Source organism: Emticicia soli (genome assembly GCF_037860775.1).
GTDB classification, from domain to species: Bacteria; Bacteroidota; Bacteroidia; order Cytophagales; family Spirosomataceae; genus Emticicia; species Emticicia soli.
In genome coordinates, this window is record NZ_JBBEWC010000010.1 from 234,002 (window position 1) to 247,487 (window position 13,486).

General features: G+C 38.8%; 8 protein-coding genes. 3 read left to right on the forward strand and 5 right to left on the reverse strand.

Annotated elements, in window-relative coordinates; translation table 11 throughout:
- Window positions 1-93: 93 nt before the first annotated feature.
- Window positions 94-2,745 (forward strand): T9SS type A sorting domain-containing protein, encoded by a 2,652-nt coding sequence (locus WAE64_RS17550; RefSeq protein WP_340238818.1) that lies wholly within the window; start codon window positions 94-96, stop codon window positions 2,743-2,745.
- Window positions 2,746-2,803: 58 nt separating this feature from the next.
- Here WAE64_RS17550 and WAE64_RS17555 read toward each other — a convergent pair whose 3' ends face one another.
- From WAE64_RS17555 to WAE64_RS17575, 5 genes are all read right to left on the reverse strand, one after another.
- The gene (locus tag WAE64_RS17555; protein ID WP_340238821.1) at window positions 2,804-4,330 is read right to left on the reverse strand and encodes a P-loop NTPase family protein; all 1,527 of its coding nucleotides are present in this window, start codon (window positions 4,328-4,330) and stop codon (window positions 2,804-2,806) included.
- Window positions 4,331-4,834: 504 nt separating this feature from the next.
- Window positions 4,835-5,866, reverse strand: a complete 1,032-nt coding sequence (locus WAE64_RS17560) for an Ldh family oxidoreductase (RefSeq protein ID WP_340238823.1) — start codon at window positions 5,864-5,866, stop codon at window positions 4,835-4,837.
- A gap of 3 nt (window positions 5,867-5,869) precedes the next feature.
- The gene (locus WAE64_RS17565; RefSeq protein ID WP_340238825.1) at window positions 5,870-6,820 is read right to left on the reverse strand and encodes a sugar phosphate isomerase/epimerase family protein; all 951 of its coding nucleotides are present in this window, start codon (window positions 6,818-6,820) and stop codon (window positions 5,870-5,872) included.
- A gap of 218 nt (window positions 6,821-7,038) precedes the next feature.
- A complete protein-coding gene (locus WAE64_RS17570; protein ID WP_340238827.1) occupies window positions 7,039-8,901 on the reverse strand; it encodes a CocE/NonD family hydrolase in 1,863 nt (620 codons plus the stop codon).
- Between the two features lie 187 nt (window positions 8,902-9,088).
- A complete protein-coding gene (locus tag WAE64_RS17575; protein WP_340238829.1) occupies window positions 9,089-9,697 on the reverse strand; it encodes an OmpA family protein in 609 nt (202 codons plus the stop codon).
- Between the two features lie 258 nt (window positions 9,698-9,955).
- Between WAE64_RS17575 and WAE64_RS17580 the strand changes: the two genes are divergently transcribed.
- Complete coding sequence (locus tag WAE64_RS17580) at window positions 9,956-11,302, forward strand: tetratricopeptide repeat protein (RefSeq protein ID WP_340238830.1); 1,347 nt, start codon at window positions 9,956-9,958, stop codon at window positions 11,300-11,302.
- A gap of 424 nt (window positions 11,303-11,726) precedes the next feature.
- Window positions 11,727-13,439: an NHL repeat-containing protein gene (locus tag WAE64_RS17585; protein WP_340238831.1), complete on the forward strand. Its 1,713-nt coding sequence runs from the start codon at window positions 11,727-11,729 to the stop codon at window positions 13,437-13,439.
- Window positions 13,440-13,486: the final 47 nt, after the last annotated feature.

Sequence of the window (13,486 nt, forward strand, 5' to 3'; positions counted from 1 at the left end):
AGTTGCGATAATATTTTACTATTGTCAAAACTATTTACCTTATTTGCATTCTGAACGCTGTGTTCTATTAAGTAACCTACACTAATCTAATTAATGAAAGCTTCTACCTTCTTATTACTGCTGTTTTTTAGTTCGTTTGCTGCTTTTGGGCAAAGTATTGAGTTACATCAGCCTTCCAAGCGCCTTTGTACCGGCTCTGAAAACGTATTATATTTTTCACTTACTGGCGATTTTCCAAGCGATGAAACATTTAACTTGTATTTTGTGCTTACTTCAGAACCTTATTTATTATTAGACTCTGCAAAATCAAGTCCAATAAAGTTTACGCCAGCTGCAGGATACCATACTTTAATAATTGAAAGCACCAAAACTAAAATCAGATCAAATATTATTTATGTTGGGAATTATGTACATGATTATGTAACAGTTGATTATACCACAACTAAAGCTTGCAATGGTAGTTCGGTAAAGCTTGACGTATGGCCTGTGCTTAAATATGATAAAATTGAATGGCTGAAAGATGGAAAAGTAATTGAAGGAGCTAATGACTATTCTTATCAAGCTGCCGAATCGGGCAGTTATTTTGTAAGAGTAATACAAGAAGGGTGTGTGTCAGCGGATAGTGTAGATGGGCATGTTAAGGTAGAAATTGGAGAGTTAGAAAAACCAAGAATCATTCCTTATACATCTTGGGCTGTTTGTGATGAATTTGGTGTCGATTTATCTATTAGTAGTGAGCTAAATAATGCAAATTATCAATGGCGGTTTAACGGAATTGATATACCTGGTGCAAATGAAAAACATTATTTAGCAAAAAAAACAGGAAATTTTTCTGTTAAAATTAAGCAAGGTAATTGTGAAGTGATTGCAGATCCTTACAAGGCAATAGTGGGAGAATTAGAGGTTTCCTCTCTGCGTATTAATCCATATAATCAGCTGAAAAATAATGTTATTGAAATATGCGATGGGCAAGAAGTTACTTTTGATAATATGCAGTATTTAGACCATAAAAGAGGAGGAAAAGATTTTTTAGAAGGGATAAAATACCAATGGCAAAAAGATGGGAGTGATATCGATGGTGCTAACCGAGATACATACAAAACAAAGGAAGCTGGTTCTTACAGATTAAAAATTACTCAAGCGCATTGTATAACTTTTTCAGAAAATTTTATTGTCAAAAAGATTCATAAACTAAATGCAATACAATTTCATGGATTTAAAAAAGAGTTTTGTTTAGGAGAGGAGATGGCGGGGAACGTAAGTTGGGATGCTAGGGCCTTCGGCTACAATTTGTCATTTAAAATTTATCGAGATAATCAATTTTTTAAGGAGGTTAACAGAAATAGCGATTTTATAATTAAAGAATCTGGAAATTATCATGCTGTTGCAAGCTTTTCAACGCCAAATAATGTGGCAACTTGTGCAATGCTTTCTGATACGATTACTGTTGTTGCTAAAGAAAAAGTTGCCAACTACTCAATAAATAGTACTTTACCTACAAGTACGTGTCTGGATAGCCTATCATTAAATGCTTGGAGTTATGGAACTAATGATAATCCTAAACATCAATGGAAATTAAACGGAATAGCCTTACCTAATGCTAATAAAGGTTATGTTGCAGCGAAAGAAACAGGAATTTATCAATTAGAAACTCAAGTTGATGGAGGTTGCATGTATTTGTCAAACCCTGTCAAAATTGAGTTTAATAAATTAGATGTTAAACTCAGTAAATACTTTCCAACATGTTATGATAGCCTATATTTATACCCTAATATTTATAGTACTTTAAGCTATTATGATTTTAATTGGTGGATAACAAATAGTAAACCTACAAGTTATGAATGGCAATTAAATAATAAGACAATAAGTAATAATTATAATCAATTATTGGTAAGTTCAGGAACGTATAAATTTATTGTGAAACAAGGGACTTGTATAGCAACAGATTCAATAAAAGTAGATGCTAGCGAAATACAAGTAAACATCCCCAAAACTCTATCCCCAAACCAAGACAGCCTCTTTATTTGCCCGAATGGAGCGGTTAGTATTGAAGCCGCTAAGGGAGATTATTCTTATATGTGGTTGAAAGATAATCAGGGTTTTGATAATAACCAGTCGCAAGCTATTAAAGTATCTGCTCAAGGAACTTATAGAGCTTGGATAGAAAAAGAAGGATGTGGAAGAATAAGCGATGCGGTAGTTGTAAAAGAAAAGATTGTACTGCCAACAGCTCTTATCAGCGGCAGTAAAGAACTCATGCATGGTGACTCAGCCAAAATAAAGGTTGATTTTACTTCTCTACCGCCTTGGGCATTTAAGCTAACTAACAATCAGGAATTTACAGCTAATACAACACCTTTTGAGTTTGCTGTAAAACCAGAACAAACAACTGTTTATGAGCTTGCCTCTGTAAAAAACGATTGTGGTGAAGGAACAGTAAGCGGAAAAGCAGAAATACGAATTATCATACTAGGTAATGAAGAGCTTGCCGGAGCAAAAGTAAAATTATTCCCTGTGCCAACACAAGGCATTTGCCACTTGTCTGTAGAAACGGTTGTGCCCGAGAAACTTGGTTTTCAACTTTACAATGTAGAAGGTAAAATTCTGATGCAAACACAAGAGAATCAGGTAAATTTAGCCTTTAAAGAGCTAATTAATCTGGAATCGCTACCTGATGGTGTGTATTTGCTGAAAATAAAAGTAGGAGATAAACTACTCAGCAGAAAGATTATTAAAGGTAACTAAGCCTTAAAACAAATAAGCCCGATAGCATATACTATCGGGCTTGTTTTATGCTATATCATCAAAATCTTTTGAAGCTATCATCGTCTTCGTCCTCATCGTCGAATTTCATTTTATTCGGGTCAAACATACTATCAAGCAGGTCTTTGAATTGTAAGCCTGTGTCTAGTGCTTGTTTGCTGATTAATGAGAATTCGGCTAAACCGTGTAGGGCAAATTCCATCATGAATAGTTTATCGTTTTCATTTAAACGTGGATGAAAGTTTTCTACAAGTTCATCTAAACCATCGATGGTTTTTAATCTGGCCCGATACTCACGATCGGTGAGGTCGTTTAAGAAATCAATCACATTGCCTTCACCAAACCAAGTTGATACCTGCTGAAAAGGATTTTTACCCGATTTCTTTTTCTTCAAAGCCTCAGGATTCGGAAAATATTTCAGAAACTCTGCACGCATAGCTTTACCAATCAGGCTTTGCGCTACATATACAGGGCCTTCTACTTCGCCTTCATACACTAACTCAATTTTACCATTGATAGCCGCTATTGCGCCATAAATATCCGATACACGGGCATGTACATTCTTCTCTCCGTTAATTAAGGAGCGTCTTTCAGCCGAGCTCAAAAGGTTTTCGTAAGCCGAGATTGTCATACGGGCCGATACCCCACTTTTAGCATCTACGTATTCACTTTGGCGGGCTTCTACTGCTATTTGTTCAATTAGGTCTTTCAGTATGTCGTTAACCTCAATTTTCTTTTGTTCAGTTTTAACAATAGCCTCTTGCTCGGTAATTTTACGACCAAGCTCAATCGATTTCGGATAGTGCGTTACAATCTGGCTATCGATACGGTCTTTTAGCGGAGTTACGATACTTCCACGATTGGTGTAATCTTCAGGGTTTGCAGTAAATACAAACTGAATATCAAGCGGGATTCTGAGTTTAAACCCACGAATCTGAATATCGCCTTCCTGTAGAATATTGAATAGTGATACCTGAATACGTGCTTGTAAGTCAGGCAACTCATTGATTACAAAAATACAACGGTGCGAGCGTGGAATCATACCAAAGTGAATCACACGTTCGTCAGAATAAGGCAGTTTTAAAGTAGCTGCTTTAATCGGGTCAACATCACCAATCAAATCGGCAATAGATACGTCGGGCGTTGCCAGTTTTTCGTTATAACGCTCTGCACGAGACAACCAGCTAACTGGTGTGTTGTCGCCTTTTTCAGCAATCAGGTCTTTGGCATAGCGTGATAGCGGTTGAAGCGGGTCGTCGTTTAGTTCAGAACCTTCTACTACGGCCACGTATTCGTCTAATAAATTCACCATCAAGCGGGCAATACGGGTTTTGGCTTGCCCACGAAGACCCAATAAGTTGATGTGGTGCATTGATAAAATGGCCTTTTCTACCTCAGGAATAACGGTGTCTTCATAACCCCATATACCCGGAAAAACCACTTCTTTATTTTTTAATTTCTCGATTAAGTTGTCTCGAAGCTCTTGCTTAATTGATTTTGGGCGATAATTACTGGCTTTCAGCTCACCCAGTGTTTTAATTTTTAATAAGTTTCTGTCGAATCCCATAATGCGTATGCTGCTAATTTTCTTTGTTAAGAGTGGATAGAGACGTATGTAGGCACTAATCGGCCATGATAGAATAACGGATTTAAGTAAGAAATGGTTTGTGTGCTTATCTCATTTCAGAAAAATATGCTCATTTTTAATGTGTAGGCACAGTATATAACAAAAAGAGGTTTGGTTTTGCTTTCAACAAAACCAAACCTCTTTTGAAATAAAGAGAGTTATTTTAGCTGCATTGCCCTAAAATGACCCATAAAATGATAAAAACAATAATGGTTCCGAAACAACCACCACCTAATTTTTTTGCGCCATAGCCAGCTAATAATCCTCTCAATAAATTATTCATGTCTTATCTGAGTTTGTAGAGTTATAATGTCATGTATATACGATAGAAAAAATCAGTCCTGTAGTATACGACACCAATTTGGGGTATTATTTCTACAAATTAGCGCATGTATATACGAAATAAAATATTGTTGATTTTTTTGGGGGAAAAATTTCCCGAAATCAAAAACTAATTCTGTATTTCTCTGCCAATTCTTCTAATGAGCTCTGGGTTTCAGCAAGTAATTCAACGCCATTCTCTAGTTGACGTTGTTTTAGCTCAAAACCCCTCGCACCGGGCATTCTTACAGGCTTATTTGGGTCAATTGGTTCTGAATTAAGACATTGGTTTTTGAAGTATTCAGCTTCACGTTTAAAGGCTTCTTCTCCGGCAAACCCTTCGGGGCTTATGATTTGCACGTAAACCGAAGCACCCCAGCGCAGCGGCATTTCCGACCGTCCGTGCCCGCCTAAAGCACTTGTGAGTGCCTCAATCATTAAACCTAGTCCAAAGCCTTTATAGCCGCTATCGAGCCCACCTAGTGGCAGTATTGAGCCGGGAGGATTGGCATAAAAAGTAGCAGGGTCGTTACTTACATTTCCTTGGTTATCCATAAGCCAGTTATGCGGCAAAAGCTCCTGATTACGATGAGAACGCGCCACCAGCCCATTAGAAGTAGTTGACATACTAACATCAATCATAATCGGGTCTGATTCTGTCGGAATGCCAACAGCCAGAGGGTCAGGGCTGTAAGTAGGCGTAAGCCCACCAAAAGGTGCTACTGTTTTGTTTCGAGGGTCAGAGCAGGCCAAAATGATCATAAAGCCTTGTCGGGCTACCTTTTCTAAATAAGCAGCCAGACAAGCAATATGGTGTGATTTCTGTATCGTAACAATAGTAGTGCCGTATTGTTGTGCCCTTTTGCAGGCTTCGTCAATGGCTTTATTTACAAGCCAGGGGCCGGGTAAATAGCTGCCATCTAATGCCAATACTGCGCCCATGTCGTTCAGTAATTTGGCATCGCCTGTTTTGGTCATGGTATCTTTTTCTAATTCAGCAACATAGGAAGCCAATAACTGGAGGCCATGCGTACGATGCCCCAATAATTCTCCTTCAAGCAGTATGTGGGCTGTATGGAAAGCCTTTTCTTCGTCTAAACCTGCTTGTTGTAATACCTGCTGACTGAATTGTAAAAGTGCCTGCGAACTTCTCATATATTATGCAATTGCTTTGGCAACAGATGCTTTCATTTTAGCTATGCCTAGTTTAGCGGCTACCAGAGCGTCCATTTTCCAGTATTCTTTGTTGAATAACTCTAACGATAACATGATTGGCGTGTTTTTGCTATTCAAATCTCTCAGGATTTGTGTCATTGGAGCAATACCATCGCCGGGTAATACTCTGTGGCTATCGTTGATGGTGTCTCTTGGCGGCTCGCCCGGATAATCGTTCACATGAAACATGTGGATAGAAGGGCCGTTTACCATTTTAAGGCTATTGAAGCTAGAGCCGCCTTTGTGTAAGTGATATACATCTGGCAACACACAGGCATTTGGGTGACCACTTTCGGAAGCTACGTATAAAACTTCGCCAAATAGATGCAAATTGGTTGAGAATCCCCACAATTCTAGTTGGGGTATTACACCAAAATTATCACTTACTTCCAATAGTTTACCGTATCTTTCGGCTACGGCTTGTAGGTTAAGTACCTCACCGGTTGTAGCACCAAACGGAGGTGCAGCAATGCGTTTACAGCCTATTTCGGCTAACATAGCCATTTCTTTTTTGTTTTGCTCCAAAGCCTTTTCACGTTCTTTAGCATCGTCAACAATCCATTTCGAGAAACCAATGGCATCTTCAATTGTAATGCCAAGGTCGGCTGCTTTTTTCTTAACATCTTTTAGCTTGCCGCCTTGTTCTACATATTTTTCTACGGTGTTTACCCAAACCTCAATGGCATCAAAACCTGCTTTTGCGGCGGTTTCTATTTCGCCCATTAGCCCAAGGTTCTGTTCTCTGATGGTACTTGTATTTAAGCAGAATTTGAAGTTATGATTGGCTTTTTTTATTGATTCAGCCATTGCTTCGGGTATTCCTAAACCCAAGCCTGCACCTACAACTAATGAGTTTTTTAGTAAGTTTCTTCGTGAAATAGTGTTTGCTTCCATCGATAGTTTTGTAATAAGTATATTTGATTGAAAAGATAGAGGGTAAATATAAGGCTATCTGTTTGAGTTTTCAAGCAAATTAGAACTTTGTTGAAAATGATATGCCTGAAATAGAAAAGTTGAAATAAGAAATTCCTCTCCCTATTGTTCTATACATGGCGTTAACAATAAAGAGAGGAATTTAAGTATGCTTACATAAATTCAAAATTATCAGAAAATTACTCCAGTACTCTTACTTTGAGATAACTGGCGTTTTTCTTTTCGTGGAAAACCTTGTGCGTAGCCTTCTGGAAATCGGAGTAATCGGCGAAATTGATGTTTGGTACAAATTTCTGAGGATTGCGGTCGATAATCGGGAAAAACGTGCTTTGTACCTGCACCATAATTCGGTGGCCTTTCTGGAAAGTATGAAGTACATCTTGTAATTCAAATGATACATCTTCTACCTTGTTCGGCTTGAAAGGCACAGGTGTTTCGAAACTCTTGCGGAACTTGCCACGCATGGCTTCGCTTCGTACCATTTGTTGGTAGCCAGCCATTTTTATGTGTTTGGCTGTGTTGGCATTGTCTTTAGCGTCGTCAGGGTACACGTCAATTATTTTTACAATAAAATCGGCATCGGTGCCTGTAATAGCTACTTTCAGATTTGCCCATATATTGCCGGCCAGCGTAACATCTTTATCAAGAACATCGGTCTGGAAGGTAAGTACATCAGGGCGGCGGCTTGCAAAACGTTGATCGTCAACCATGTATTCGCGCGGCATGCCAGAAGTGATGTAGTCTGACGATGGTACTGGTTTAGCAGGGTCTGATATATATTCGCTGGCACTTTTTTTCTCGCTTGGTTCGCTGAACGATAGCTTGCCATTAGCTGCAAAATACAGATTTCTTTCTTTGGCTATTTTCGGTGGCCATTCTGTAAAATTACGCCATTTGTTAGTGCCCGTTTCGTACATCAGCGCTTCTGCAAAAACATTATCGCCTTGCCCTTTCAGGTAGTAGTTAAAGAATTTACGTTCGATATTCTCACGGTAATACGTACTCGTTTTTTGACCGAAACTTACGTTGCCCAGTACATCGCCGTCGCCTCTGGCCCAACCGCCATGCACCCACGGCCCAACCACAAAAATATTGGTGATACCCGGATTTTTCTGTTCAATTGATTGGTAGGTCTTGAAAGTACCATAAAGGTCTTCGGCATCGTACCAGCCACCAACAACCATTACGGCGTGTTTGATACCGTTATGGTGGTTCAGAATATTACGGCTTTTCCAGAAATCGTCATAATTTGGGTGGTCGAGGTTCGCTCGCCAGTATGGGTCTTTGCCGAGGGTTTCGGTGTATTTCAATGAGTTTTTCATCGGGCCAAGATTCAAATAAAACTGATAGCCATCAGGCGTGCCAAAATCAAAACGCTTGCCGAAGCTTTGCGTAGGTTTGTTATCGGTTCGGTTAGTAAAGAAAGGATAAAAACCGAAATTATGCGGTAACATGAAGGCTCCATTATGATAGCTGTCGTCACGCCATAAATCGGCCATTGGTGCTTGTGGCGACGAAGCCACTAAAGCAGGGTGGGTCGACATAAGTCCGGCTGATGTATAAAAGCCCGGATAGCTGATTCCCCACATACCAACTTTTCCTGTATTGTAAGAAAGGTTTTTAACGAGCCAATCAATGGTATCATACGTATCAGTCGACTCGTCAATCTGGCTTTTATCGGTTTTAGTATCAATATGCGGGCGCATTTCAACAAAATCTCCTTCCGACATCCATCTGCCCCGCACATCCTGATACACAAAAATGTAGCCATCTCGCATCAGTTCAGCACTTGGGCCTACCAATGTTTTGAGTTTGCCTTCGCCATAAGGTGCTGCCGAGTAGGGGGTACGCTGCAACATAATCGGATAGCTTTTGGTAGAGTCTTTAGGAAGATAAATAGAGGTAAACAGACGCACGCCATCGCGCATACTAATGTAAATTTCTCTTTTTTTATAATTGTCTTTTACGTAGTCGGCATCTGGATTCTGGGCAGAAACCAAACCAGTACATAAAAGTAAGCAGATAAGAAGGATGCTTCGCATAGCTTGTTGAGAATGGGTTTAGAGATAATTAATTGTTTGTTTCAGATGCGTAAATATAGTGAAGAATATGGATTTAGTTTGAATCTTGAGCAATACGTTTGCACTAAACCCACCAAAATAAGAATCGGCAGAATCTCCCTGAGAAATTCTACCGATTCTTCTATAAAAATGATTAATGCCAGATTTATCATTTACTCGCAACCTGTATTCTTGAAGCTAAAAATTTCTTCTCGTTGGCTCTTATTTTTACCAATACTCTGCGGTTTTTACGGCGTCCTTCCGGTGTTTCATTACTTGCCAAAGGGCGGGTAGCGCCATAGCCTGCAATAGCCAGCCTTTCGGCTAATACGCCTTTGCCTTTTAAATACAATGCCACTGATTTGGCACGGTTTTCAGATAATTTCTTGTTTTTTAACTGATTCCCGCTGCTGTCGGCGTGCCCCTCTATGAATAATTCAGTATAAGGGTAACGATTCAATACGCCCGATATTTGATCCAGTAAATTTTTAGCATCTGGTGTTAATTGCTCTGAACTAGATTCAAAATAAAAATCCGGCTGGAAAGTAATGTTGATACCCTCGCCTGTGCGAAAAATATCAGCTTTACCTGTAGTAGCGCTAACTAAATCGGTAGCCAGTTTGTCAAGCATGATTCCGATTTTCAAAGCTGCATCGGCTGCAACGGGGTCTTTTTTACGACCACTTGCGGTGTCCTGAGATGATTTTTTGGCTGAATTACAAGAGGCGAACAGCACTACACTGATAGCCACTCCTGCCAAAAGGCGAAGTAGTTTCATGAATTTAGGAAATTTTTAGCAACGTAAGTAAGGGGTTCTACCTAAAGGTGAACTATAAACTAAGGTAAAATTGCTAAAAAACAATTGAATTTTGCAAGTTTTTTGTGATAAAATTTACACTATGTTGATGTAGTGGCAGGCTTAACAAAATCTTTTCAGAAAAAACATTGAGTAAAGGCGCATAAAATTTATCTTTGCTACTGTATAATTTTCTCTTAGCATCGTTAGATACTTCCTCCTAAACGCTTAAATTCTCTTATGAAAAAAAGTTTTCTTTCTTTGTGTTTCCTTGCAGCAGTTTTGAGTGTGTCAAGTACTTATGCACAGCAAACGGCCTCTGAGTATTTCGACATTGGTGTCAACAAAAGTAAATCTGGTGATTTTGTAGGTGCTTCTCAAGCATATAGCACTGCTATTGCAATGAACCCTGATAATCCGAGTAGTTATTTTAACCGTGGTTTAGCAAAACAACAACTAAAAGACCACCGTGGTGCTATTCTGGATTTTGACAAAACAATTGACCTTGACGCTAAAAATGCTTTAGCGTATTTGTTCCGTGGTAAAAGTAAAGGCGAGCAAGAAGATCACAGATCGGCATTGCAAGATTATAATCGTACCATTGAATTGAGCCCTGAAGATGCCCTTGCTTATTTGTACAGAGGTACTACAAGAGCCAAACTATTGGATTACCGCCGTGCTATTGAAGATTTTACGAAGGTAATTGAACTGAAAACAGAAGACATAAACAAATTTCAGGCTTACTATTCTCGTGGAACTTGCAAATTACGTTTAGAAGATTTTACAGGTAGTATTGCTGACTTTACAAAAGCCATTGACATGAATCCTAAACGCTCGCAGACTTTTGCAAGCCGTGGTTTCAGCCGTTTGAAAATCAATGATTTTACAGGCGCTATCAAAGACTTTGATGAGGCAATTAAATTGAACCCGGAAGATAGCGAGTCGTTCTATAATCGTGGTTTCAGCAAAACTAAAATTGATGATTTCAGAGGGGCAATCAACGATTTCGATAAATCGATTACACTAGACCCTCAGAATGTAAGAGCTTACTATGGCCGTGGATTCTGTAAAAGTAAATTGAATAACCAGAAAGATGCTATCAACGACTTGACCAAAGCGATTGAGGTTAACAACATAAATATAGACTCGAAAGTTACTTATTCGGGCCGTATCAATAAAAATATTCTTGACGAGCTACGTAATGTAGTACAGGAGAAAGGGAAAATCAACGAGTTTTCTGACGACCGCTCAGAGGCATTCTACAGCCGTAGCGTAGCCAGATTCAAGAACGGAGACTCAAAAGGTTCGATTGCTGACCTTAATAAGTCTATTGAATTAAACCCTACTTATGCTGAAGCGTATTTCTTCCGTGGTTTTGTGCGCTCGGCAACTGGTGCACAGAAAGAAGCACTACAAGATTGCTCAAACGCCATTAAGCTAAACCCTAAATATGGTGAAGCATTTTATGTAAGAGGCATTATCAAACACGCTTTGGGCGACGATAATGGCGGCTGTTACGACCTAAGCCGTGCCGGAGAATTAGGTTATTCGGCTGCTTACAACGTGATTCGTGAGTACTGTAATTAAGATATAGTTTTAGTTTTATATACCAAAAGCCTTGCTATCAGCAAGGCTTTTGGTGTTTATTTGGCTCTTGTTTAGTTCAATACAAAATTACACTCATTGCGAATAAGTAAACGTCTTAGACTAAAATAGTACTTGCTCGTTTTCATTTGAAGAATAAATGGTCTTCTAAGGTAATATACCGTATTAGTTAAATGTAGATTGACAAAGGCTAGGTGTTACTGTAATTTTAGCACTATTGCTGTGCATTTTAAGCTGATACTTACATGAAGAATTAATACTCTTTTGTTTTGAGCAGCCAATCTGAATGAGGTATTGGGGTTTTCAGAAAGAGCCTGACTATTAAGCTTACTTGGCTTGGTACCTCTTCTTTAATGCATAGCATTTATATGTTTTATCAATTCTTAACTTGACTAAGGTAAACACTATGCTGAAAAAAACTTTACTTATTGCTCTGGCTATTTTTTGTCAATTTTCATTGTGGGGGCAGGGAGCACAAACAACGCCTACCGGAACACTCATAGCTAACCAGAATGCAGCGGCGGCAATGCCTGCATCGGCTCTTCTTGAGTTACGCTCTACGAATAAAGGAATGCTTCCTCCACGGATGACTACTGCCCAAATCAACGCTATAGCTTCGCCCGCTACAGGGCTTATGGCTTATGATACTGACCTGAAATGCCTAAAAACCTACAACGGTAGCCAATGGGCTTGTGCCAATGCCAATATAGTGGCCTCTACTCCTTTGAGTTCGTCGTTTGCGTTTAAAGCCGCAACAAATAGTTATATGCTTGGGGAATCGATTATTGCTGATAATGCAGGTAATCAAATTGCAGTAGGAAGTTTCTATGGTGCTATTACTTTTGGAAGTACTTCAAACAGCAGAACACTTACTTCATTAGGTGATTATGACGGTTTTATTGTTAAACATGATAAGAACGGTAGTTTATTATGGGCTACTCAGATAGGAGGTTCTGGGGGCAATCAAGAGATTCTTGATATTGCTTTAGATAATACAGGAAATATAGCAGTAACGGGTTATTTGAGGTATGCTACGAACTTTTACTCTACAAATGGCGGTGAAAGCGCATATACCACTAGTAGTTCTTATGAACAAATATTTGTTGCTAAGTATAATTCATCGGGTGTACTAATTTGGTATAAAGTATTTAGTTCTGGAGGTAATTTTCATTCCAGAGGCAAAGGTGTGACTTTTGATTCAGCAGGTAATATTCTTTCTACTGGCAACTATAGAGGTACTGTAGCATTTGATGGTTTTAGTTTAAGTTCTACTTCGGGTACAGATGATATCTTTACTGCTAAACATAATGCAGCTAATGGAAATATAATTTGGGTAAAAACCGCAGGTAGTGGAAACAATGGTGAATCAGGATTTGAGTTAGTATGTGATGCCTCTAATAATGTTTATGTTTTAGGACATTACGCTGGTACTGCTATGTTTGGGGAATCTCCAAATACAGTAACTTTCACTTCAAGAGGAGATATAGATATATTTGTGATGAAATATACTGCATCTGGTGATTTTACGTGGGCTAAAACTGCTGGTTCGGTAGTAGAAGAAAGTATGGGAGGAATTACTTATTCTGCTGCTGCCAATGCTATATATATCTGTGGAAGTTATAAAAATGCGCTCTCTTTTGGTCCAGGTTTAGGAACTAATTCTTTAACGACCGTTGGATCAACTAGCTATTTTAACGGATTTCTTGCTAAGTACGATCTAAATGGCAATATACTGTGGGCTACTAGGCATGGTAATACTAGTAGTTATCATAATTTTTCGGGTGATATAGATGTAGATGCCAATGGAAATCCATACATAACAGGTACGTTACAGTATGACTCGTGGTTTTATAGTGTTAACTCATCAGATAATTTTTATGTACGAGGAGTACAGTATGGAGAGCCATTTATTGCAAAGTATAACGCAGCAGGGGCATTACAATGGGTTGTAAGCGCAATAGATGGATACGATGAGTCAACAAGGGGAATATCTGTAAAAAATAATGTTGCTTATACTATCGGTAATTTCAAAGAGACTATCAATTTTGGGTATCAACAAGTGCATTCAACTAATAATAGTTATTATGGAGATTTATTCATCTGGCGTTATCAGGAATAAGAAAGAAAATATTTTACATTTGGGCGTCCCTGTTATCATTATAAAAT

Excerpts from the sequence above, each read along its gene's own strand:
- WAE64_RS17550 (WP_340238818.1), top strand. The coding sequence starts at position 94 with ATGAAAGCTTCTACCTTCTTATTACTGCTGTTTTTTAGTTCGTTTGCT.
- WAE64_RS17555 (WP_340238821.1), bottom strand. The coding sequence starts at position 4,330 with ATGGGATTCGACAGAAACTTATTAAAAATTAAAACACTGGGTGAGCTG.
- WAE64_RS17560 (WP_340238823.1), bottom strand. The coding sequence starts at position 5,866 with ATGAGAAGTTCGCAGGCACTTTTACAATTCAGTCAGCAGGTATTACAA.
- WAE64_RS17565 (WP_340238825.1), bottom strand. The coding sequence starts at position 6,820 with ATGGAAGCAAACACTATTTCACGAAGAAACTTACTAAAAAACTCATTA.
- WAE64_RS17570 (WP_340238827.1), bottom strand. The coding sequence starts at position 8,901 with ATGCGAAGCATCCTTCTTATCTGCTTACTTTTATGTACTGGTTTGGTT.
- WAE64_RS17575 (WP_340238829.1), bottom strand. The coding sequence starts at position 9,697 with ATGAAACTACTTCGCCTTTTGGCAGGAGTGGCTATCAGTGTAGTGCTG.
- WAE64_RS17580 (WP_340238830.1), top strand. The coding sequence starts at position 9,956 with ATGAAAAAAAGTTTTCTTTCTTTGTGTTTCCTTGCAGCAGTTTTGAGT.
- WAE64_RS17585 (WP_340238831.1), top strand. The coding sequence starts at position 11,727 with ATGCTGAAAAAAACTTTACTTATTGCTCTGGCTATTTTTTGTCAATTT.